This is a genomic window from Williamsia sp. D3 (genome assembly GCF_000506245.1).
GTDB classification, from domain to species: Bacteria; Actinomycetota; Actinomycetes; order Mycobacteriales; family Mycobacteriaceae; genus Williamsia; species Williamsia muralis.
In genome coordinates this window covers 23,019-44,459 of record NZ_AYTE01000048.1, presented here as the reverse complement: position 1 = coordinate 44,459, position 21,441 = coordinate 23,019, and the positions used below count along the sequence as shown (strand labels likewise).

Genomic DNA, 21,441 nt, shown 5'->3' with positions numbered 1-21,441 from the left:
CCGTCGAGCCCCGAACCGGCCACGGACGACGGACGACGGTCGAACCTACGGCGTACCGAGACCGTCCTAGCGACGGTTTGACCAGCCTCGAGGACGGAATAACCGACCCCGTGACCTCGCCCTTTACGCGTCACATGAAGACGCCTAAACGTTGAAGCGGAACTCCACGACATCACCGTCGGCCATCACGTAGTCCTTGCCTTCCATCCTGACCTTGCCTGCAGCCTTTGCCGCAGCCATCGAGCCGGCGGCGTCGAGGTCGTCGAAGGACACGATCTCGGCTTTGATGAATCCCTTTTCGAAGTCGGTGTGGATGACACCTGCAGCCTTGGGCGCGGTGTCGCCCTTGTGAATTGTCCACGCGCGCGACTCTTTTGGTCCCGCAGTGAGGTAGGTCTGCAGCCCCAGGGTGTGGAATCCCGCGCGGGCCAGCGAATGCAGGCCGGGCTCGTCCTGGCCGATGGAGTCAAGAAGTTCCTGGGCATCCTCGGCGTCGAGTTCGAGTAACTCGCTCTCCACCTTGGCGTCCAGGAACACCGCGTCTGCCGGGGCCACAACAGCTTTGAGTTCAGCGATGCGGTCGGCATCGGTTAGCACGGACTCATCGGCATTGAACACGTAGAGGAACGGCTTGGTGGTCATCAGATGCAGCTCACGGAGTTTCGCGAAGTCCAGCGAGTCCTTCTGTGAGAACAGGGTCTTGCCTTCGTCGAGCACCTTCTGCGCGGCCTGGGCGGCCGCCACGACCTCGACGAGGTCCTTGTTCTTCCGCGAATCCTTCTCGAGCCGCGGCAGCGCCTTCTCGAGCGTCTGCATGTCGGCGAGGATGAGCTCGGTCTCGATCACCTCGATGTCGGACACCGGATCGACCCGGCCGTCCACGTGCACCACATCGTCATCGGCGAACACCCGCACCACCTGGCAGATGGCTTCGGCTTCGCGGATGTTGGCGAGGAACTGGTTACCCATCCCCTCGCCCTCCGACGCGCCCTTGACGATGCCCGCGATGTCGACAAACGACACCGTGGCCGGGAGGATGCGCTCGCTGGAGAAGATCTCCGCGAGCCGGGCCAGCCGCGAGTCGGGCAACTCCACCACACCGATGTTGGGCTCGATTGTGGCGAACGGGTAGTTCGCGGCGAGCACATCGTTGCGGGTCAGCGCATTGAAAAGGGTGGATTTGCCGACGTTGGGCAGTCCGACGATACCGAGGGTAAGACTCACAACCGACCAGTCTAGTTGCCGCCCGGAGCACGTCGGCGCGCCGTACGATCCCCGGCGCCGTGCGAGTGCTTACGTGGGTTCGGGATCGGTGGGCAATTCGCCCTTGGGAACCACCAGATCATCGTCCTCTTCGTCCGCTTCCACCGTCTCGCCGGCGCGGATGGCGATCTGCTCATCGAGGTACCGCAGGATCACCGTGCCGACCGCCGCGACCGGGACCGCCAAGAAGGCACCGACGATGCCGAACAGCGATCCACCGAGTGACACCGACAGCAAGACGATGACCGCATGCATGTTCATCGACCTCGACTGCAGCCACGGCTGCAGCACGTTTCCTTCCAACTGCTGGACGGCCACGATGATGCCCAGCACGATCAGGGCAGTCCACACACCGTTCCCCACCAAGGCCACCAACACCGCCAGAGCGCCGGCCACAAACGCACCGACAATCGGGATGAACCCGCCCATGAAGGTGATGATGGCCAGCGCATACGCAAGTGGCACACCGAGAATCACCAGGCCGAGCCCGATCAGCACGGCGTCGATCAAGCTGACCAGCGCCTGGGTCCGGATGAAGGCACCCAGCGTCGACCACACCCTCGTCATCACCTCTGCGAGGTGCTCGGCGACCGGCTGGCCGCTCGCCCGGCGGAGCACGGCACGAATCGCGGTCCGTCCTTGAGGAAGAAGAACACCAGGAAGATCACCGTGAACAGCGTGATCAGAACAGACGTCGCCGCGGTCACGCCGGAGAAGACACCCGAGGCGATGGTGGCGCTCGAGTCCTGGATGCGGCTGGTGATGGCGTCCACGCCGTCGTTGAGCTGGTCTTCGCTGAACCGGAAGGGCGGACCGTGCAGCCACTCCTGCACCTTCTCGACACCCTCCGTGGCCTGGTTCGCCAGATCGGTGGACTGGTCGACGACGGACGGTGCGATCGCGCTGATCACCCCGGCCACCACCAAAAGCGCGAGAACCAGGACCAGGCCGGCTGCCGCGGCAGGCGCGACACCCTTGGACCGCAACCAACGCACGGGCGGCCACAGCACCGTGCAGACGATGAGCGCAATGGCGATGGGCAGCAGAATCGTCCACAACTTGCCGATGACCCACGCCGCGATCCAGGCGGCGATCGTGATCAAGATGATCCGGAGGCTGTGCTTGGCCGTCCACGCCATACCGTTCCCGATCACCCTGCCGCGGGTGGGGTGCGACCGGCGGCGTGGACCGGTCACGGACTTGGTGACCTTGGGCCGAACTTGCTCCGACGCGTCGTCCGACGGTGTTGTTGCCATGGTGTGATCGTCACATACGACGCCGACCGGGACCGAACTCGACATCGAACGGCTCACAGGATGTCGCCGGTGCTCCGTACGGTTGTCACGAGGAGGTCATCATGCAGTCGATTCGTCGCGAACAGGTTCTTGCTGCCCGGTGGTTCGCTCAGCAACTCGAACGCCCTGAGGCAACCGGCGAGGACTGCGATCTGCTCGACTTCGGAGTGCAGGACACGGGACCCGACGGCGCCCCTTGGGCTTTGACGATCCGGGGGATGTCAGCGGCCGCGATGGATGGTCTCACCGTGGCCTGGACGGTGCGTGGAGCGCCACACTATTACCGGCGGGCCGACCTCGGTGATGTCGCGGTGGCCGTCAGCCCCTACTCGTCACCCGATGCCGCCAAACGGATCTTCGACGCCAACAAGAAGTTCAAGGACGCAGGCGTCGACACCCTGGTGGCTCTGCGCGAGCTGGCCACCACGATGCGCGCCATCGTCACCGACACGATGGTGAAGGGCGAGATGTCGAGCCGGTTGACCACCGAGCTGCCCGAGCACCACCTACGGGACTGCAAACCGTGCGGTGCGGTGCACCCACATGAGCAGACGTTTCGCCTCGCGGCTCTGCAGGCCGGTCTCGAACTGGTCCCGAACACCAGCCCACCGGTGTTGCACAGGGTGAAAGGTCTGCGCCCCAACGAATTCCGTAGGCCTGACGCCGGCGCGTCCCCACAATTCGACCTCATCCGCAACTATCTGCGGTTCTACGGTCCTTCCACGGCCCAAGAGGTGGCGGCGTTTGTGGACGCACCGGTGAAAGAGGTCAAGGCGCACTGGCCCGATGACGTTCTCGATGTCGACGTCGAAGGTCAGGGCAAATCGGCGTTGATCGAGGCGATCGACGTCCTGACCGATCCCCCACAGCCGACGGCTGTCCGGCTCGCCGGACCGTATGACGCTCTACTGCAAGGACGCGACCGAGAGATGCTGGTCCCTGAGGTTGATCGCCGTAAAACCGTGTGGCCGGTCCTGGGTAGACCGGGAGTGATTTTTGCGGCAGCCGAACCGGTGGGCACCTGGCGTCCCGCCAAGGCGGGCAAGAAATTACGGATCAAGGTCGAGCCGTGGGTCCGTCACACCACGAAAGTGCAGAAGGCCATCGCTGTCGAGGCCGAGAGATTGGCGCGGTTTCGCGGCGTCGAACTCGCCGGCATCGACACCGTGGAGTGATGCCCTAGGCGCGTCGACGCTGCAGCCAGCGGAACATCCCGCCGACCGCGTCGAGGTCTTGCTGCACCGGATCCACGTCTTTCGGCTGCGGCAGATCCGTACCCGCGGCGGGCCGGACCGACCCGGCAGAAGCGTTCTTCTCGGCCTCGATCGCCGACCGCACCGACTGTTCGCCGTAGAGACCCATCATGATCTCGACACCCCAGCCGGGAAACTGCGACAACGGCGCCTCTTTGCGTCCCCATCGTGTTACGTACATATTTCCACTCTGGCACGGGTTGGACGTTTTGTCCGCCTTTTCCTGCGCAAAGAGCCTGAAAGTCGACAGTTTCAGGTCAACCGCCACAGCTTCCACGTGATCTGGGACACAGCGTCTCACGCGGGCCGCCAGGCTCGCGTGAGCGGCCCAGAACCCCCGTGACGGCCGCGTCCGATTCCCGCTAGTAAGAGTGCCGGAATACTGCCAGAGTGGTGCCATGCCCACCACCGCGATCAGTGCGAGCCAACTCGACTTCGACCGTTGCTTCCGCGCGCTACAGGCACGCGACGCCCGGTTCGACGGTCAGTTCTTCGTGGCGGTGCGCACCACCGGCATCTATTGCCGGCCATCGTGCCCGGCCATCACGCCCAAGCCTGGCAATGTCTCTTTTGTCCTGACAGCCGCGGCCGCCCAGCAGAACGGCTATCGCGCCTGCCGTCGTTGCCTCCCCGATGCCGTCCCGGGTTCGCCGCGCTGGAACATCAACTCCGACCTTGCCTCGCGTGCCATGCGACTGATCGAGGACGGCATCGTGGACAGGGGCGGGGTGAACGGCCTGGCCCAGCACCTCGGGTACTCCCCACGCCAACTCGGGCGGGTTCTCGGTGAACAGATCGGCGCCGGACCACTCGCCCTGGCCAGGGCCTACCGGGCCACCACCGCGCGGATGCTCATTCAATGCACCACGATGCCGATGTCGGACATCGCATTTGCCGCGGGCTTCGCCAGCATCCGGCAGTTCAACGACACAGTGCGCGAGGTGTTCGCCCAGACGCCCACCGCTCTGCGTGCCAAGGGTGCCACCAACGCACCAGGTGCCACCGGCAGTGCCGTCACACTGAAACTCGCTGTCCGCCAGCCGTTCACTCCACCCTGGTTGCGGTGGTTCCTGTCCGGACACGCCGTGGCGGGTGTGGAGAGCTGGGATGGCCGTATCTACCGACGTTCGATGTCGTTGCCGCACGGGCCGGTGATCGTGGGTCTGGAGATACTGTCCGACCATGTCCGCGCCGACCTCCGGTTGCACGACATGCGCGACCTCGGAGTGGCGGTGCACCGCGTCCGGCAGTTGCTGGATCTGGACGCCGACGTGGCCGCGGCCAACGAGGTCCTCGCGGCAGATCCTGCTCTGGCGCCTCTGATCTCCGAACGCCCGGGCATACGAGCCCCCGGATGTACCGACGCCTTCGAAGTTCTCCTTCGTACGATGATCGGCCAGCAGATCTCCTTACCTGCCGCACGGACCCACGCCGCCAAACTGGTTGCGGCCCTGGGGGAACCTCTGACCGAGCCGGACGGTGACATCACCCACCTCTTCCCCACGGCCGGCGCAGTGGCCGAGCGAGGGATGCAGGTGCTCACCGGGCCGGCCGCCCGCACCTCGGCCATCGTCGACGTGAGCCGAGCCGTAGCCGACGGCCACCTCACCATCCATCCAGGGATGCCGGCAGCGGAGGTGCGTGCCCAGCTGCTCGCCCAACGCGGAATCGGTTCGTGGACCGCGGACTACGTGACGATGCGACTGCTCAACAATCCCGACGTGTTGCTCAGTACCGACCTGGTGCTCAAACGCTCGGCTCAGGACCTGAAGATCGATCTCGGCGCCACCGGACACTGGTCGCCGTGGCGCTCGTACGCATCGATGCACCTGTGGGCCCAAGCCCTCGCACGAACGGTTCCGATGCTGGCGCCCACACCCACCTCCATCCCTGCACCCACAAGAGAGAAGATCTGATGAGTACAGCTGCCTGGTCCACCATCTCGACACCCACCGGACCATTCACCATGATCGTCGACAGCGACGGTCGGGTGCTCGCCTCCGGATGGTCCGACGATCCCGAATACCTCAAAGCCCTTGTCCACAAGTCGATCCGTCCGCTGACATTGGTGGACAAGCCCGATCTGGGTGAGGTCACCACTGCCGCGAAGACCTACCACCAAGGCGACCTGACGGCCATCGACAACATCCCTGTCCGGCAACGATCGGGTGAGTTCCTCGAACATGCCTGGGACGTGCTGCGAGAAGTGCCCGCCGGGTCTCCGGTCAGCTACACGGAGTACGCGGCCCGCAGCGGCAGGCCCGCCGCGATCCGCGCTGCTGCGAGCGCATGTGCCCGCAACGCCGCGGCCCTGTTCGTCCCTTGTCATCGAGTGCTGCGTACCGACAAGACCCTCGGGGGTTTCCGGTACGGCCTCGACGTCAAACGATGGCTGATCGCCCACGAAGAACGGGCCTGAGACCACCGCGCCTCCCCGACGATGTCCGACCCCTGATGCACCATCAACACCATGGGTACCACCGCAGTTCTACTGCTCGTCCTCGCGCTGGTGATCGGATTCGCGCTCGGATGGTTTGTGCACGCCGGCCGATCCAACACCGAAGTGGCTGTCGCGCGGGCGGAGGCCGAAGCCGCGCATGCCAATCACGATCTACTGGTCCGATCGTTGTCGGCAGCCAGCGAGGATGCCGCCCGCCGCCAGTCCGGGGCGATCGGCCAGCAGGTCTCGCACATCGTCGGCCCGCTGCGTGACACGCTCGACTCGCTCGCGGGCGAGCTGCGCCGTACCGAACGCAACCGCATCGCGGCCTATGCGGGCCTTTCCGAACAGGTCACCGGAATGCGCCAGACCACAGCACATCTGGGGTCGCAGGCCGAACAACTGGCCGGAGCGCTGCGTTCCCCACAAGCCCGCGGAAGGTGGGGCGAACTGCATCTCGAGCGCGTGATCGAGGCGGCGGGTCTGCAGCGGCACTGCGACTTCACGACGCAGGCCGCCGGAACCACCAACGACTCGAGCCGCGTCCGGCCCGACCTCGTGGTGCACCTTCCCGGAGGCAAAGACATCGTCATCGATGCGAAAGTGCCGTTGTCGGCATATCTGGAAGCCGCTGACAGCACCGACCCGACCGCACGCGCGCAGGGCTACCGCGCGCACGCCCGCGCTCTGCGCGCCCATGTGCAGCACCTGTCGTCGAAGTCCTATTGGGAATCGGTCGGCAACTCACCGGAGTTCGTGGTGCTGTTCGTCCCGGGTGAGGCCATCTTGGAGATGGCGTGCCGCGCCGATCCAGACCTCCTCGACTTCGGATTCGACCAGAACGTCGTGATCGCCACTCCCACCAATCTGGTTGCCCTGCTCCGAACGATCGCGCTGGGCTGGCGTCAGGAAGCTCTGACCCGAGATGCCCAGCAGATCCACCATCTCGGCAAAGAGCTGTACCAACGCATCGGGATGGTCACCCGCCACCTGGACAAGCTCGGGGGTTCGCTGTCCAAGGCCGTGGACTCCTACAACGGCGCGATCGGCACCATCGATTCACGGATCACCGTCACCGCCCGCAAATTGTCCGAACTCGACGCATTTGCCGACCTCGATGACCTCGCCCCGCCGGTTCCGATCGACTCCCAGCCCAGACGCACCGGTGCCGGGCTGGTCTGACGTGCACCGACCGGCCTTCTTGGAATGGACAAGATGACTTGGAAGGCCCGGTCGCGTGGCTTCCTAGTCATCTTCAAGCCCAGTCCAAGCGGCAGACGCCACAGTGATTCCAGTTCCCTTCAAAACCTGGAGTCAGTCACATGCATGTCAGCCGCGTTCCTCAGACACCGTCATCCGGAACTCTTCGAAGCGCCGGCGTGGTCAGTGGCTGGCTCCTCACCACCGCAGCCGTGGGAGCATTCGCATTCGCGGCCGGAGGCAACGCCGACCATGAGCTGACCGGCCAGGTGATCACACCGGCGGCGGCCGTGGCCGCCAATGTCGAAACCGCGAACACCGGCTCGCTCGGCAGTGTCCTCACACACGCGAAGGTCACCGCGGCCGTCGTGAACGCGACTCGGACCACCGGGCAACAGCCAGGCTGCAGCGGAATCGGGTCGGCCGACCACGTGCGCACCCTGCTGATACGGGAGCGAGCCGTGCAGTCGTCGAACCGGCGCGGACCGCGGACGCTCGCGCGGGCGGCGGACTTCACATGCGCGCACGCGATCACCACGACGTCCACGGGAGCCCGTGTGGGGAGCGTTCCCGGGTCGGGTCTGCCGGGCCGGGCCTCGCTCGACGGCCCCCGTTAGCGATACTCGCCACAATTCGATCCCACGGGTTCGTTACCGGGTTTCTCAGGGTTTACCGGTACGGTCGACATGTGATTTCTGGCCCGCGCTCTCGCTCGGGGGTTCCCCTCGATGAGCAATCCGCACTTCCCACCGCACCCGGGGTTCCGTGGTGGGGCGCGGTGTTGCTCGCCGGTGGCCTGACGGTGTTGGGTGCGGTCCTCGCGCTCGCCGGTGACGAAACCAGCCTCGGGTTCGGATTCCGGGCCCTCTACGTGATCGGCTGCATCGCCGCGGTACTCGCGGTACGCCGACGCGCGCTGTTCACCGCCGTCACACAACCCCCGCTCATCCTGTTCGTCGTCGCGGTGGTGACCCTCTACTTCCTGGTGTCCGACAGTGACTCCGGCGTCAAGCGGCTGATCTTCAACGTGGCTCTTCCGGTTGCCAAGCTCTTTCCTCTGATGGGCTGGACCTTTGTCGCGGTGCTCGCGATCGCCGCGGCGCGAGTGTGGTTCACCCATCCCAAGAAGACAGTCGTCCTCACCAAGAGCGATCGTCGCCCGGCCACGGGTCGACGCCCTGCCGCATCCACGGACACTCCAGCGAGAACCCGTGCGAGCCGATCCGACCAGTCGACGCCACCCGCGGCAACCACCTCGCGGTCGCGAAGTGGCCAAGCGCCTCGCGCGGGCGCCCGATCCACCGAGCCGCGCGACCGCGCTGCGAACCGGGCATCGGATCCGGCCGCGGCCCCTCGCCGCCGCCGGGCTGTTCCGGAAGCCCCCGAGCCTGGTCGTCGGCGCGCATCTACGTACGACCCACCGCCTCCGGGCGCACGGGCTTACCGGGCGCCCGATGATCTGACCGACTCCCCCCGGCTCCGGTACCGCGAACCCAGCTGAGTCCCCCGGTCAGGACGCGACCGCCACCTGGGTTCGAAGCCAGTCGCCGAGGAGTCCTGCCACCGCATCCACCCTGGCCGGCCAATCCATGGCGTGCTCGTCTGCGTCGTCGCTGACAACCTTCACCAGGCGGCACCGCGCCCCGAACTCTTCGGCAGCCCGGGCGATCGCGAAACCCTCCATGTCGACCAGCGCAGCCCGATGCGCCAGCGCATCGCGGTGAGCAGGGTCGGCCACAAAGGTGTCTCCGGTGGCCAGTTCGCTGCCGTCCCCATCAGGCAGCTCGATCCGGTCCACCACCGGGTATCCCATCGCGGTGAGAGCGGCGCTGCTGATGTCGTGCTGGTGCACCACCGAGGGCACATACAGGCCGGCCATCGAATGCCGGAGCGCTCGGCAGTGCCCACGTTGATCACGGTCACCGACGCGGGGTCGGGATGGGCCGCCAACGACCGGGTCACCGCGATCGAAGCGGCGACCTTGCCGATCCCGCAGATGAGCAGCGGCAGATCGGCAGGTACGTAGGCTGCTTCTGATCGGGTGGCCGACACCACCAAGATGTTGCTCAACGCGCAAGTTCCAGCGTGCGACGGGCGGCCCGGCCCAGCTCGACCCCGTAATGCGGACCGTGGCCGGCGGCGTGCACCGCCAGCGGATGTAGCTGGTGCAGCGCAATCCGCTCGCGCCAGCCGGGTTTCAGCGCGTGAGCCTCCTGATACCCGTCGATGACCGCCCCCAATTCCGGACAACCGAACAGCGCCAGCATCGCCAGATCTGTCTCACGGTGTCCGCCGTGCGCGGCAGGATCGATCATCACCACCCCTTTCGATGTCCACATCACGTTTCCGTTCCACAGATCACCATGGATCCGGGCTGGGCGCTCATCGTCGTCGAACGCCCCCGTGGCGATCAACTCGCACGCCGCCCTGGTGTCCGATTCGTCGGCCGCACCGAGGTTTCCCGCAGACACCGCATCGTCGAGAAATGGGAGCACTCGCTGGCGGGCGTAGAAGTCGCCCCACGTGGCGGTCGGGTCTGACGGCATGGGACGCCGGCCGATGAACATTTGGCCGTCGAAATCAGGTGGCCCGCTTCCGAACTGGTCGGCCCCCGCATCATGCATCATCGCCAGAGCGGACCCGAAGTCGCGTGCGGCGGCCTTGCCGGGCGCCGACGTCGCCACCCTGGCCAAGGTGATGTGGTCAGCTCCCACATCCAACACCCGCACGACGGGAGCTCCGGCGGCGGCGAGCCACCGGAGACCGGCCGCCTCGGCCATGAAGAAATCGGGGTGCACTCCGGGCTGATGCTTGCGGTACTCGTCTGCGCTCACCCGTCCAGCGTGCCGGATCACCGTAGGGCGCACTACCATCGCCTCATGACCAGCCTGCAGAAGCGCATCATCACCGAGCTCGAGGTGTCGGACACCATCGACCCCGGAGCAGAAGTGGAACGGCGAGTGGCCTTCCTCAAGAAGTACCTGAAGGCTGCCGGCTCGGCAGGATTCATCCTCGGAATCAGCGGCGGTCAGGACTCCTGCCTCACCGGCAAACTGTGCCAGCTGGCGGTCGAGGGCCTGCGATCAGAAGGAACCGAAGCCACCTTCGTCGCGGTACGGCTTCCCTACGGCGAACAAGCCGATGAAGACGACGCGCAGATCGCATTGACGTTCATCGCGCCCGACCGGTCGGTGGTGTGCAACGTCAAACCAGGATCAGACGCCACTGCCGAGGAAGTCGTCCAGACGATCGGCGAACCGCTCGAAGACCTGGTGCGCGGCAACATCAAGGCCCGCGAGCGCATGGTGCTGCAGTACGCCATCGCCGCCCACGACAACCTCCTGGTGGTCGGTACCGATCACGCGGCGGAGGCCGTCACCGGATTCTTCACCAAGTACGGCGACGGGGGCGTGGACATCACTCCCCTCACCGGGTTGACCAAACGGCAAGGGGCACAGATCCTCCGGCATCTCGGCGCACCCGACTCGGTGACCTCGAAGGTTCCCACCGCCGACCTCGAAGATGATCGGCCTGCGCTGCCGGACGAAGAGGTGCTGGGTGTCACCTACAGCCAGATCGACGACTACCTCGAGGGCCACGAGGTGGACGGTCAGGTGGCCGAACGGATCGAATCACTGTTTCTGCGCACCCGGCACAAGCGAACGGTACCGGTCAGCCCTTTTGACGACTGGTGGACGAGCTAGTATTCGAATCCGACTGCACGGCAAGAGATTCGAGGTTACGACCACTCACTCTTGCCAGCTGGTCGAATCGGTTGTTGGCAATACGCATGACCACCTCGTACGGCAAGGCGAACTTGCGGGCCACCCAGTAACCGAATCGGATGTCCAGCGAGGTGTACACCATGAACTGGTTTTTGCGCACCCCACGCAAAATGGCCTGGGCGGCACGCTCGGGAGAGACGGCCACTTTGTGGAAGTGTTCGATCTGCCGCTGAACCTTCGGGTTGTCCCGGTCGATGCCGGCGATGTCCACGGTGTTGACCAGTGGTGTGTCGACACCGCCGGGGCACACCAGCGAGACCCCGATCTTGTGGCGGCGCAGGTCCATTCGTAGCACCTCGGACACGCCGCGCACGCCGAACTTGCTGGCGCTGTATGCCGCGTGCCAGGGCAGTGCGAGCAAGCCCGCCGCCGACGACACGTTGACGAGATGGCCCCCACGGCCACGGCGCACGATCTGCGGAACGAAACACTCGATGATGTGGATCGGGCCCATCAAGTTGACGTCGATCATCTTCTTCCAGTGACGGTGCTCCAGGTTTTCCACTGTGCCCCAAGCAGATACACCGGCGATGTTCATCACCACGTCCATCACGCCGACCTCGGCGTCCACCTGCTGGGCGAACCGGCGCACCCACTCGTAGTCCGCGACGTCACCGGGACGATGGAACAGGATCTTGCCGTCGGCGCGCTTGATCTCGGCGACTGTCTCGTCGAGATTGTCGGCGGCGATGTCGGTGAGCACGAGCGCTGCACCCTCACGCGCGGCCGCCACGGCAGTGGCTTTGCCGATCCCGCTCCCCGCACCGGTAATCAGGACCCGTTTGCCCTGCAAGGTGGGCACTGGAGCCTTCATCACCAACAGATCTCGAACACTCATGACCCAACCCTACGGGTCACGTCCGTACTCAGATAGGGAGTTTGCCGCCAAACATCTCGTAGACGACCGACAACATCGCCTGCAGTACCTGCGATGCGGCGTCACTTCCCTCGCTCGACAGCAGACCCTCGATGGCCTCGGGATCGTCGGTCTGCGTCAGCTGCCCGAGCAGCGGCAGGATCGCCTGCAGACCACTCAGATCGATTCCCTCACTCTGCTCGGTGGTGGGTGTAGTGGACTGCTGACCGGCCAGAGGCAACTGTGGGAGCCCGATACCCGGCGAGGGAGTCGTGGTGGTCGTCTTCGGTGTGGTCGAAGGCGTGGTTGCCTTCGGGGTGCTCGTCGAGGGTGTCGTCGTCGATCGCGCAGGTGTTGACGGGGTGGTCGCCGACGGCGTGGTGGTGGAAGGTGCGGTCGGGGCGACAGTCGATGCCGCCGGCGTGGTCGGCTGTGTACCGGCGGCGGAGGGCGCGGCCGTCGTCGGCGAGGTTCCGGTCGTCGGCGCCGTAGCGGTGGTAGGCGTGGTGCCCGTGGTGGGGGCGGTCGTGGGGGTCGGTGCGGTGGCACCGGTCAGCAAGTACCTGATGGCGCCGTCGACGATGGCGATGGCGTACTTGAGCTGACCCTCGGCACCCGACAACGCAGCGGCATCAGCCGGGTTCGACAGGTTGCCCAGCTCGGCGAAGACGTCCGGCACCTTCGTCAGGTTGACGGCCGCGATGTCCGCGCGAGTCTGCAGTCCGTCCTGCGCGCCGGCGTAATTCGCGGGTGCAAACCCCGCACTCTTGAACGCGTCACGCATCTGCTCGGCGGCCTTGCGCCCCTTGCCCGACTGCACCTCGTTCACGGCCGCGTCGGGGATGGGCAGTTCGGGGACGATGATGTGGAAGCCACTCTTACCCGCATCGGTGCCGGGTGAGGTCGAGTCCGCATGGATGTTCACGGCCAGGTCGGCGTTCGAGGCGTTGGCCGCGTTGGCCCGCTCATCGATGCACCCTCCCCACCCGGTGTCGTCCTGGCGACTCAGGACAACCTTGGCGCCCTGGCTCTCGAGTCCGGCCTTGACCAGCTGGGTGATGTCCCAGTTGACCTTGTGCTCAGGCACCCCGTCGGGGCTGGTGGCTCCGGTGGTCTGACACGGTTTCGTGCCTCCACGCCCGTCAGGAACCGGTTTGTTCAGGTCGTTGCCCGCAGCCGACCCCTGATGTCCGGGGTCGAGGAAGACAGTCTTGCCTGCCAGCGTGTTCCCTTGTGCCGGTGCAGGTTCGGCATTGGCCGCAGTGGGCATCGCGATCAGGGAGGCCGCAACCGCCAAGGCTGTGAGCCCGGCGACGCGGAGGTTCTTCATGGTCACGGTGTTCCTTTCGAGTACGCCTGAAATCGAGTCCGAGCTCCACCCGATGGGCGCAACATCAGTCACAATATTCACTTCAGTAACAGTCAAGCAGTAGTTGAGACTTTTGGGAAATTGCCGACCTGCAGCTCAGAAACCGTTGTTGGCTTGTGATCTGGTCGATGCGTAACTGTGCGGCGGCACAGGTTGTGACAGGCAGATCCGCAGGTACCCTGCGCTACCGCAGGTAGCGGGTGAGGCTGAGCATGGCCTGCTTGTCGACGTCGCCGTCGGCGCGAGCCTCCAGCAGGACCCGGCGCACCTGCTCCTCGTCGATGCCCACCCCGATGACCACGAGTTCGGTACGCCGTGGCTCGTCTTTCCCCCAGCGCTGGGCGTGGACCGTCACGTAGTTCCCCACGGTGTGCAGGACGTACTTCTGCCGGTGCCCCACCACGTCGAACCAGACGAATCCTTTGATACGGAACACACCCGCAGGGGGTTGTTCGAGAAAGGCCGCCAGCGCCCGCGGGTTCATCGGGGCGCTCTCGGTCACAGACACCGATTGGTAGTCGTGGTGCAGATGACCGCAGTGCTCATCGCCGTCGTCTTCGTCGCCCAGATCCTCGGCCAGCAGCAGCTCGTCGAGACCCAGCTGCCGCGGAGCCTTGTCATCCACGGGCTTCTCGTCAGCATCCAACAGCAGCCCGACGTCGATCGCGGAGTCGCTGGTCGCGACGATCGGCGCGGTGGCGTTTCGCTCGCGTAGCCGTTTGCGCACGGCGTCGACAGACGATTCTTGGGCCAGGTCCACCTTGTTCATCACGATCATGTCGGCGAGCGCAACATGCTGATCGATCTGCGGATGGCGCTCCCGTGTGGCCTCATAATTCGCCGCATCGACAAGGTAGACAAGGCCGCCGTACTCGATTCGCGGATGAGTGCTCGCCGCGACCATCCGCACCAGATTGCGCGGCTCGGCCAGGCCGCTCGCCTCCACCACGATCAGGTCCAGAGCGGCGCGCGGAGTGGTCAGCGCCGAAAAGGTGGCCTCGAGTCCCTCGTCGTCGACCGTGCAGCACATGCAGCCATTGCCGAGCGCCACCGTGCCGTCGACCTGACCCGCCACCAGCATCGCGTCGATGTTCACCGCTCCGAAGTCGTTGACCACCACCCCGATTCGCAGACCGGCCCGATTGCGGAGAAGGTGGTTGAGCAGAGTTGTCTTGCCGGCACCCAGGAACCCCGCGACTATCAGAACAGGAACGGTCGTCATCGCTCCGGTCCGGCGAGGCAGTCGGGGCAGACGACAACGAGGTCTCTGCCGTCGGCGTCGGGATAGTTGGCGACGTTCTTGGTGGCTGCGCCACACTGCGCGCAATGTCCGATGACCTTCGCGTGGTCGGAGAAGTCGACGCTCATCCGTTTGTCGAAGACGTAGAGCGAGCCCTCCCACAAGCCGTCGTCGCCGAATTGTTCGCCGTACCGGACGATTCCGCCATCCAGCTGATAGACCTCACCGAACCCGCGGTTGCGCATCAGCACCGACAGCACCTCGCACCGCACACCGCCGGTGCAGTAGGTCACCACGGGTTTGTCCTTGAGGTGGTCGTAGTCACCGCGCTCGATGACTTCCAGGAAGTCGCGGGTGGTCTGCGTCGGTGGCACCACCGCGTCGCGGAACCGACCGATCTGCGCCTCGATCGCGTTTCGGCCATCAAAGAACACGACGTCGTCTCCGCGGTCCGCAACCAGCTGATGGAGAGCCTCGGGCGTGAGGTGCGCACCCCCGCCGACGACGCCGCTGTCATCGACCTGCACTTCGTCCGGCGCCCCGAATGTGACGATCTCCGGACGCACCTTGACGCTGAGGCGAGGAAAATCGTCGCCGGCGCCGTCGGACCACTTGATGTCTGCACTTTTGAACGCCGGATATGCCCGGGTGCCGCGGACGTAGCGCTTCACCGCGGTGATGTCGCCGCCGACGGTGCTGTTGATGCCGTGCTCGGAGATGATGATCCGGCCCGTCACGCCCGCCGACTCGCATAAAGTTTGCTGCCATAGGCGGATTGCCTCTGGATCGGCCAGCGGCGTGAAGACGTAGAAAAGCACGATCTTGGGTGTCGACACACGGGTAAGGGTACGGACATGTGGAACAGATCGATTGCCGTGGCCATCGCAGCCGTCGCGGCCGCGGTGGTGCTCGGCGGCTGCTTTCCGGAGGACGGCCCCACCCGCACGGAACTGCCGCCCACCGACGAATTGTCCACCGAGCAATCGGCGACCTCCACCACCACGACCACACGGAGCACCACGGCCGGGCGATCACAGGGCTTCACCGTGGCCACCGCGATCAGCACCGCGCCCCGCGTCGACAACAGCATGTATCACCAGGCCGCGCAGACACAGGAGGGTCCGATAGAGGACACCTCGCAGTTTCATTTCGAAACCGCAGACGGTGCGGTCAACTGCTCCACCGTGCAGCGGGACCGGCCAACCCTTGCGTGCGAACCCACCAACCCCGCCGGCGGCTCCACGACCACCCGCGACTACTGCAACTGGGAGGCCGACTACGTTGTCCTCACCGACACCCCCACCCAGGGGACCTGTGCCGACACACCGTGGGTGTGGGTTCGGGGCTCGGTGTTGCCCACGGGCTCCACGATCTCCGTCGGCACCTTCCAATGTCTGAACGACGACTCCGGCCTGTACTGCCTGAACACCCGATCACTCAACGGGTTTGCCCTGCGCGACGGTGAGTACCGCGCCCTGTCCGGCGCCGACCCGGCTCCGGCCGCACTGACCGAAGGCGGCGAGGAATCCACCGCCACACCCGGGCGCTAGCCGGATACACTCGGCACACGAATCGGGCCGCTGCCTGACCAACTCCAGCTGAGCCCGAGCGCTCCAGTCGAGCCTGAAAGGTGACGGCCATGACCTATCCCCCGCCGTACGAGCCACCCTCCAACGATCCGCTGCGCAAACAGGATCCGGGCGCCGGCGACAACCCGCCGCCCGCGGACCCCGGGTTCGGCTACCAGCAGCCCGGATTCGGCCAGCCCGACTACGGTCAGCCCAACTACGGCCAGCAGGGCTACGGCCAGCCGAACTATGGGCAACAGGGCTACGGCCAGCCGAGTTACGGTCAGGTGCCCGGGTTCAACCCCGCGGGGTATCCCTACACCCCCGTCGCCCAGACCAACACCAGTGCGGTCATCTCGCTGGTGCTGGGCATCGGTGCATTTGTGCTCGTGTGCGGCCTGGTCAGCATTCCCGCGGTGATCTTCGGCAACAAGGCGATCAAAGAGATCGACCAATCTCAGGGAACGCAGAGCGGCAAGGGCATGGCCCAGGCCGGACAGATCCTCGGCTGGATCGGAATCGCGATCTCGGTGATCGGGATCATCGGCTTTGTCATCCTGGTCGCGGCAAGCTCCGGATCGAGCTGACCACCGCTACTCAGGCGGTCAGTTACTCGGCAGTCCTGAGAACTCGATGACCGCGATCAGGTCGTCGAGGGCCTGGCAGAGTGCATCGATACGCTCTGCAGTCGTCGGCGCCGACAGAATGCGTAGACGATCGGCCGGGCCGAGACCCAGCCGCACGGCGGTGCCGTAGACCTTCGTCTCCACCGTCTCGTCGTTGTCGAGCGGTTCGATGAGGCGATCGCCGACCGCGATTCCCCGGATCCGCATCAGCGCTTCGGCCAACGAGTCGAGTCGATGGACCACCGGTTGGAGGTCGAGGTTCAGGTCATCGGTCTGCGGCGACGGCCACAGCTCGATGTCGGCCTTCGGATACGGGTCGTCGGGCAGCCACGACCTCACCCGGAATCGTTCGGTACCCACGCACGACAGGTGATAGCGGCCGTCGGGACGTGGACTGCATTCCTCGATGAAGGCAAGTGTGCCGACGTCCACGCGTTCTTCGCCGCCGCCCACCTCGTGGCCTCGCGCGATCAGGACGACGCCAAACGTGTTGTCGCCGTCCGCGGACGTGCAGTCGGCGATCATCGTCCGGTAGCGAGGTTCGAACACCTGCAAGCTCAACGGTTCGCCGGGCAGCAGCGTCATCCCCAGCGGAAACATCGGGTGTGCGCTCATGTCACCCAGCATGCCTGGCTGCCGGCACGTCAGAACACCCGGATCCCGGCGCGTCGCCGCAGCCGCACATCCAACACTTGCGCCCGCATCATCAGCTTCAGCACGGGCGCCACTCGGTCGACCACTGCCACCATCCGCCGGATGTCGTCGAAGGCACGCTGCTGCGCGGGCGACCACCGGAAGCCCATCTCGTCACGGAACGGCTGGGGCAGGCTACCTGTGGTCATGAACAAGTAGGTCTTTCCCAGCGTCAAGTGAAGCAAGGTGCCCACCGGACCCACGTGACCTCGCAGGAAACTGAGGTCCGCGATGGCCAGCAGATGCTCGCGCACCGCAGGGTCGATGTGGATCGACCCGAGCTGCTCCTCCCAGTAGCGCTCGAACTGTTCTCGGTCGGCCGGCCACATGTGCGGTCGCACATTGAGAGTTGTCGCCAATGTGGCGGCGTCTCGGTAAATGGCATCAGCCTGGCCAGGAGGTATGGGTCCGTACAAGAACTCGTATTGGTCGACGAACCAGCGGTACAGGCATGCCGCAACCCAGAGTTGCAGGCGTGGGTCATTGGCGCTGTATTTCACGGGACTGGCTGCCGTGGACACCACTTGGTGGTGAACGGACCGAAGTTGCTCCCGCACGAACTCTTTGTCCTCGTCGTCGCCCATCAACGCGACCGCGAGAAACGAAAAGGTTGTCCGTGCCCGCTTCACGGGGTGGATGAAGACATTCCCGGAGTCGACCCGGCTTTCTCGGACGCCGTGGCCCACAGGCGCCATCGCCAATTGCATGATGATGTTCGCCGTGTTGTTCGCGCTCCCCATGAGGGTCAGCAAATCCGCGGTCTTCGTGGGTGTTCGCACGGTTCCCCCTACTTCAGGTGATGATGCCCGATGTCACCTGTTGTCGGCGGCGAACTCCCGGATCAGCGCCTCGCAGAATGCGGGTAGGTCGTCTGGCTTACGGCTGGTGATCAGCGTGTTCGAACCGGCATTGTCGACAACCACTTCCTCATCGGTCCACTGCCCACCGGCGTTGGTGATGTCGGTGCGCAGGCTGGGCCACGATGTCAGCGTGCGGTCGGACAACACACCGGCCTCGATGAGCGTCCACGGGGCATGACAGATCGCGGCGACCGGTTTGCCCTCGGTGAAGAAGCCGGAGATGAACTTGACGGCTTCGTCGTTCATTCGCAGATTGTCGGGGTTGGCGACACCGCCCGGCAGGACCAACGCGTCAAAGTCTGCCGACGGGACCTCCGCGACCACCTTGTCGACGGCGAATTGGTCAGCTTTGTCGAGATGGTTGAAAGCCTGGATTTGCCCTGATTCAAGGGAGACCAGAGACGGCGTACCGCCCGCTTTCTTGACCGCCTCCCACGGCTCGGTGAGTTCCACCTGCTCGACACCCTCCGGCGCGACCAAGAATGCGATCTTCTGACCACTCAGTTCGTTTGCCATTGCAACCTCCCGGTCAAAGTGTTGTGCACGTGTGCTTTTGGCGCGATCTGCACTCGCCGATCCGGATACCCTGTGCACCTCGCCGACAAACAGGCGACAGAGGGGAAAGTCTCTGCCGATTGGGCCTAGACGTGAGCTACATCACAGTCTTACGGTGGGGCATGGCAACCAAGACATATAGCAAACCAGTGATTCACCATTGTCCAGCCTGCGGCCAGCAGATGGAGGTCGAGGTGAAAGAGTTCCGGACTTTCGGGGGCGACATCCACAAGACCAAGACAGATCCGCATTGCACCAATCCGAATTGCGTCGCCAAACACGATTGAGAGCGACGTTCAGGTCGGTCGAACCAACTTCTACTGACGAGTAGCACCGGCCACACCGGGCTGCGCGAGTACCAGCGGTACGCGAAAGCCCTTGCTGGACTACTCCACACACAATTCAAACCCGTCTCGGGGCCGGGCGATGGACAGCTGCGACTGTAACGGACTGAGAACATGTTCCTATATGGAAATATGACCGACGCACCCGAGACGGAGTCAGAGGTCGACCTCGGTCAACTTCTCCAGCGTGTCTCCAGCGGAGACGAGGCGGCGTTTCGGCGATTGCACGACGCCACCCGAGCACGTCTGTTCGGGGTGATCTACAAGACCGTTCGGGATCTCGGGTACGCCGAGGAAACCCTCCAAGAGGTCTACATCGAGGTATGGCAGAAGGCCGGTCAGTACCAGCCGGAGATGGGTAGGCCGCTGTCCTGGCTCATGATGATCTGCCACCGTAGGGCTATCGACCGGGTGAGGGCAGAAGAACGGCTACGAAAGAAGACCGCGGTCCTCGCGATGTTCTCGGTCGACATCCCGCAGGGCGGAGCCGATGAGCCCCTTCTGCTGCGCGAGGAACACCTTCAGATCCGGCGGCACCTCAGCAAGCTGTCGAGCCGCCAGCGTCAGAGCATCGACATGGTGTATTTCGCCAACCTGACGCACAGAGAGACCGCGAAGCGTCTCGGCATCTTGGTACCGACTCTCAAGACCCGCCTTCGCGATGGGATCCTGCGGCTGAGGTCGCAAATCCACGCCGAGGCGTGATCTCGCCCATCTGATCCGTCGCCTGAGGTTCGGTGCCGGCCCTTCGGGGTACGGAGTGGTCATGGTCAGACCACACACCCCGGAGCGCCCGCGCTGAACGTCGAAATCGTCTACGTGTCGGCCGGCGTCGCACTGCTACTCGCTGCGACCGTTCCCCGACTTTTCCGAGACCGCGCCTTGTCGGCCCCGATGATCGTCCTTGCGATCGGAGCGATCACCGGACTCATCGTCGGGGACACCGGAACCGACCCGGTCTCCCCTCTCTCCCATCCGGCCGTGACCGAGTACCTCACCGAGGCCTGCGTCATCGTGGCGTTGATGGGTGTGGGACTGGCCATCGACCGGCCACTCAACTGGCGCACCTGGAGTTCGACCTGGCGCCTGTTGCTCATCGCGATGCCGCTGTGCATTGCGGGCGTCGCGGTACTCGGTTGGTGGGCCGCCGCCCTCACCCCCGCCGCTGCGGTCCTGCTCGGCGCGGCCCTGGCGCCCACCGACCCAGTGCTGGCCTCAGACGTCCAGGTCGAGGGACCGACCTCGGGCGAGGGTTCCCACCAGGAAGACGATGAGGTCCGGTTCGCGCTGACATCCGAGGCAGGCCTGAACGACGCACTCGCATTTCCGTTCGTATACCTGGCGATATTCCTGGCGACCAAGGGGCCGATCGAGAATTGGATCGTGCCGTGGCTGGCGTGGGAGCTGGTCGGCAAGATCGTGATCGGTGGTCTGGTCGGCTGGTTCGCCGGTGACCTGCTCGGCCGTGGATTCTTTCGTTTCCCGATCAAACACGCGCGGCTGGCCGATCGCGGTGAGCCGATCGTCGCACTGGCCGCAACCTTCGCGGTGTACGGCATCACCGAACTCGTCGGCGGTTACGGCTTCCTGGCGGTGTTCGCCTGCGCACTGGCCATCCGCAACGTCGAACGGTCCAGCGGTTACCACGAGGAGATGCACAGTCTCATCGAACAACTCGAGCACGTCCTGACTTTGGTTGTGCTGCTTCTCGTGGGCGCTGCCCTCACCTCCGGGCTGCTGGCCGAATTGACCTGGGGCGGCGTCTTGGTGGGTGTGGCCCTGGTGTTTGTCATCCGACCCGTGGTCGGGTGGCTGTCGCTGCAGGGTTGCGCCGACCTCGGCCCCAAAGAACGCAGGGCCACCGCGTTCTTCGGGGTCCGGGGCATCGGCTCGATCTACTACCTCGCCTACGCGGTCGCCGAAACCGACCTGCCACAGGCGAACATGCTCTGGGCCACACTGTCTTTCACGATCGTACTGTCGGTGGTGGTGCACGGTGTGAGCGCCGCGAGGGTGATGCGTCTACTCGAAGGCGAACGCGATGACGCTGCCGCCGCGGAACGGGATCCGAAGCAATGAACCACCCCCCGCGGA

20 protein-coding genes and 3 pseudogenes are annotated in these 21,441 nt (G+C 65.0%); 11 read left to right on the top strand and 12 right to left on the bottom strand.

Annotated elements, in window-relative coordinates; translation table 11 throughout:
• Positions 1-144: 144 nt before the first annotated feature.
• On the bottom strand, positions 145-1,224 hold the full coding sequence (gene ychF / locus W823_RS55140; protein ID WP_023963187.1) for a redox-regulated ATPase YchF: 1,080 nt from the start codon (positions 1,222-1,224) through the stop codon (positions 145-147).
• Between the two features lie 69 nt (positions 1,225-1,293).
• Positions 1,294-2,519: pseudogene (locus W823_RS55135) on the bottom strand (AI-2E family transporter).
• A gap of 101 nt (positions 2,520-2,620) precedes the next feature.
• Here W823_RS55135 and W823_RS55130 point away from each other — a divergent pair.
• Positions 2,621-3,733 (top strand): DNA glycosylase AlkZ-like family protein, encoded by a 1,113-nt coding sequence (locus tag W823_RS55130; RefSeq protein ID WP_023963185.1) that lies wholly within the window; start codon positions 2,621-2,623, stop codon positions 3,731-3,733.
• 4 nt (positions 3,734-3,737) lie between these two features.
• Here W823_RS55130 and W823_RS57580 read toward each other — a convergent pair whose 3' ends face one another.
• Positions 3,738-3,992, bottom strand: coding sequence for a hypothetical protein (locus W823_RS57580; RefSeq protein WP_062798692.1), 255 nt, complete (start codon positions 3,990-3,992; stop codon positions 3,738-3,740).
• A 217-nt stretch (positions 3,993-4,209) separates the two neighbouring features.
• Here W823_RS57580 and W823_RS55120 point away from each other — a divergent pair, with 217 nt between their 5' ends.
• The 5 genes from W823_RS55120 to W823_RS56965 all read left to right on the top strand — a co-directional run bounded on the left by W823_RS55120 (position 4,210) and on the right by W823_RS56965 (position 8,952).
• A complete protein-coding gene (locus tag W823_RS55120) occupies positions 4,210-5,727 on the top strand; it encodes an AlkA N-terminal domain-containing protein (protein ID WP_031333632.1) in 1,518 nt (505 codons plus the stop codon).
• Complete coding sequence (locus W823_RS55115) at positions 5,727-6,230, top strand: methylated-DNA--[protein]-cysteine S-methyltransferase (protein WP_023963179.1); 504 nt, start codon at positions 5,727-5,729, stop codon at positions 6,228-6,230. Before W823_RS55120 ends, W823_RS55115 begins: the two co-directional genes overlap by 1 nt.
• A gap of 51 nt (positions 6,231-6,281) precedes the next feature.
• Positions 6,282-7,433, top strand: coding sequence for a DNA recombination protein RmuC (locus W823_RS55110; protein ID WP_023963177.1), 1,152 nt, complete (start codon positions 6,282-6,284; stop codon positions 7,431-7,433).
• Between the two features lie 140 nt (positions 7,434-7,573).
• Positions 7,574-8,068: a hypothetical protein gene (locus W823_RS55105; protein ID WP_152538201.1), complete on the top strand. Its 495-nt coding sequence runs from the start codon at positions 7,574-7,576 to the stop codon at positions 8,066-8,068.
• Positions 8,069-8,139: 71 nt separating this feature from the next.
• A complete protein-coding gene (locus tag W823_RS56965) occupies positions 8,140-8,952 on the top strand; it encodes a DUF6542 domain-containing protein (RefSeq protein WP_023963173.1) in 813 nt (270 codons plus the stop codon).
• A 9-nt stretch (positions 8,953-8,961) separates the two neighbouring features.
• Here the strand turns inward: W823_RS56965 and W823_RS55095 are convergent.
• Both W823_RS55095 and W823_RS55090 read right to left on the bottom strand, forming a co-directional pair.
• Positions 8,962-9,521: pseudogene (locus W823_RS55095) on the bottom strand (nucleosidase).
• Positions 9,518-10,324, bottom strand: a complete 807-nt coding sequence (locus W823_RS55090; protein WP_038254717.1) for a fructosamine kinase family protein — start codon at positions 10,322-10,324, stop codon at positions 9,518-9,520. Before W823_RS55090 ends, W823_RS55095 begins: the two are co-directional and overlap by 4 nt.
• Positions 10,325-10,330: 6 nt before the next feature.
• Between W823_RS55090 and nadE the strand changes: the two genes are divergently transcribed.
• Positions 10,331-11,155, top strand: a complete 825-nt coding sequence (gene nadE, locus W823_RS55085; RefSeq protein WP_023963169.1) for an ammonia-dependent NAD(+) synthetase — start codon at positions 10,331-10,333, stop codon at positions 11,153-11,155.
• On the opposite strand, the gene W823_RS55080 is transcribed toward nadE, so the two are convergent.
• The 4 genes and pseudogenes from W823_RS55080 to W823_RS0131045 form a co-directional block, all read right to left on the bottom strand.
• Positions 11,124-12,074, bottom strand: coding sequence for an SDR family oxidoreductase (locus W823_RS55080; protein WP_023963167.1), 951 nt, complete (start codon positions 12,072-12,074; stop codon positions 11,124-11,126). The two genes, nadE and W823_RS55080, sit on opposite strands and share 32 nt — an antisense overlap.
• 556 nt (positions 12,075-12,630) lie before the next feature.
• Positions 12,631-13,422 (bottom strand): annotated as a pseudogene (locus W823_RS59800) (N-acetylmuramoyl-L-alanine amidase); the annotation flags it as partial.
• A 223-nt stretch (positions 13,423-13,645) separates the two neighbouring features.
• Positions 13,646-14,683 (bottom strand): GTP-binding protein, encoded by a 1,038-nt coding sequence (locus W823_RS55070; protein WP_023963163.1) that lies wholly within the window; start codon positions 14,681-14,683, stop codon positions 13,646-13,648.
• A complete protein-coding gene (locus tag W823_RS0131045; protein WP_031333624.1) occupies positions 14,680-15,537 on the bottom strand; it encodes a rhodanese-related sulfurtransferase in 858 nt (285 codons plus the stop codon). The genes W823_RS55070 and W823_RS0131045 overlap by 4 nt, the downstream gene beginning before the upstream one ends.
• Positions 15,538-15,555: 18 nt before the next feature.
• On the opposite strand from W823_RS0131045, the gene W823_RS0131040 reads away from it, so the two are divergent.
• Positions 15,556-16,251, top strand: coding sequence for a hypothetical protein (locus tag W823_RS0131040; protein WP_031333622.1), 696 nt, complete (start codon positions 15,556-15,558; stop codon positions 16,249-16,251).
• 89 nt (positions 16,252-16,340) lie between these two features.
• Positions 16,341-16,856, top strand: a complete 516-nt coding sequence (locus tag W823_RS59405) for a DUF4190 domain-containing protein (RefSeq protein WP_023963159.1) — start codon at positions 16,341-16,343, stop codon at positions 16,854-16,856.
• Between the two features lie 18 nt (positions 16,857-16,874).
• On the opposite strand, the gene W823_RS55060 is transcribed toward W823_RS59405, so the two are convergent.
• Genes W823_RS55060 through W823_RS55050 form a run of 3 tightly spaced genes read right to left on the bottom strand, consistent with a single transcriptional unit; the run spans position 16,875 to position 18,964 of the window.
• On the bottom strand, positions 16,875-17,510 hold the full coding sequence (locus W823_RS55060) for an LON peptidase substrate-binding domain-containing protein (protein ID WP_031333620.1): 636 nt from the start codon (positions 17,508-17,510) through the stop codon (positions 16,875-16,877).
• Between the two features lie 29 nt (positions 17,511-17,539).
• A complete protein-coding gene (locus W823_RS55055; RefSeq protein ID WP_023963156.1) occupies positions 17,540-18,367 on the bottom strand; it encodes an oxygenase MpaB family protein in 828 nt (275 codons plus the stop codon).
• Positions 18,368-18,400: 33 nt separating this feature from the next.
• Positions 18,401-18,964 (bottom strand): type 1 glutamine amidotransferase domain-containing protein, encoded by a 564-nt coding sequence (locus W823_RS55050; RefSeq protein WP_023963154.1) that lies wholly within the window; start codon positions 18,962-18,964, stop codon positions 18,401-18,403.
• A 515-nt stretch (positions 18,965-19,479) separates the two neighbouring features.
• On the opposite strand from W823_RS55050, the gene W823_RS55045 reads away from it, so the two are divergent.
• Positions 19,480-20,052 (top strand): sigma-70 family RNA polymerase sigma factor, encoded by a 573-nt coding sequence (locus W823_RS55045; RefSeq protein WP_023963150.1) that lies wholly within the window; start codon positions 19,480-19,482, stop codon positions 20,050-20,052.
• A 105-nt stretch (positions 20,053-20,157) separates the two neighbouring features.
• On the top strand, positions 20,158-21,426 hold the full coding sequence (locus W823_RS55040; protein WP_255326464.1) for a sodium:proton antiporter: 1,269 nt from the start codon (positions 20,158-20,160) through the stop codon (positions 21,424-21,426).
• Positions 21,427-21,441: the final 15 nt, after the last annotated feature.

Excerpts from the sequence above, each read along its gene's own strand:
- W823_RS55105 (WP_152538201.1), top strand. The coding sequence starts at position 7,574 with ATGCATGTCAGCCGCGTTCCTCAGACACCGTCATCCGGAACTCTTCGA.
- W823_RS55090 (WP_038254717.1), bottom strand. The coding sequence starts at position 10,324 with ATGGTAGTGCGCCCTACGGTGATCCGGCACGCTGGACGGGTGAGCGCA.
- W823_RS59405 (WP_023963159.1), top strand. The coding sequence starts at position 16,341 with ATGACCTATCCCCCGCCGTACGAGCCACCCTCCAACGATCCGCTGCGC.
- W823_RS57580 (WP_062798692.1), bottom strand. The coding sequence starts at position 3,992 with ATGTACGTAACACGATGGGGACGCAAAGAGGCGCCGTTGTCGCAGTTT.
- W823_RS55115 (WP_023963179.1), top strand. The coding sequence starts at position 5,727 with ATGAGTACAGCTGCCTGGTCCACCATCTCGACACCCACCGGACCATTC.
- W823_RS55110 (WP_023963177.1), top strand. The coding sequence starts at position 6,282 with ATGGGTACCACCGCAGTTCTACTGCTCGTCCTCGCGCTGGTGATCGGA.
- W823_RS55130 (WP_023963185.1), top strand. The coding sequence starts at position 2,621 with ATGCAGTCGATTCGTCGCGAACAGGTTCTTGCTGCCCGGTGGTTCGCT.
- W823_RS55080 (WP_023963167.1), bottom strand. The coding sequence starts at position 12,074 with ATGAGTGTTCGAGATCTGTTGGTGATGAAGGCTCCAGTGCCCACCTTG.
- W823_RS0131040 (WP_031333622.1), top strand. The coding sequence starts at position 15,556 with ATGTGGAACAGATCGATTGCCGTGGCCATCGCAGCCGTCGCGGCCGCG.
- W823_RS55045 (WP_023963150.1), top strand. The coding sequence starts at position 19,480 with ATGACCGACGCACCCGAGACGGAGTCAGAGGTCGACCTCGGTCAACTT.
- W823_RS55070 (WP_023963163.1), bottom strand. The coding sequence starts at position 14,683 with ATGACGACCGTTCCTGTTCTGATAGTCGCGGGGTTCCTGGGTGCCGGC.
- W823_RS55120 (WP_031333632.1), top strand. The coding sequence starts at position 4,210 with ATGCCCACCACCGCGATCAGTGCGAGCCAACTCGACTTCGACCGTTGC.
- W823_RS55060 (WP_031333620.1), bottom strand. The coding sequence starts at position 17,510 with ATGAGCGCACACCCGATGTTTCCGCTGGGGATGACGCTGCTGCCCGGC.
- W823_RS55050 (WP_023963154.1), bottom strand. The coding sequence starts at position 18,964 with ATGGCAAACGAACTGAGTGGTCAGAAGATCGCATTCTTGGTCGCGCCG.
- nadE (WP_023963169.1), top strand. The coding sequence starts at position 10,331 with ATGACCAGCCTGCAGAAGCGCATCATCACCGAGCTCGAGGTGTCGGAC.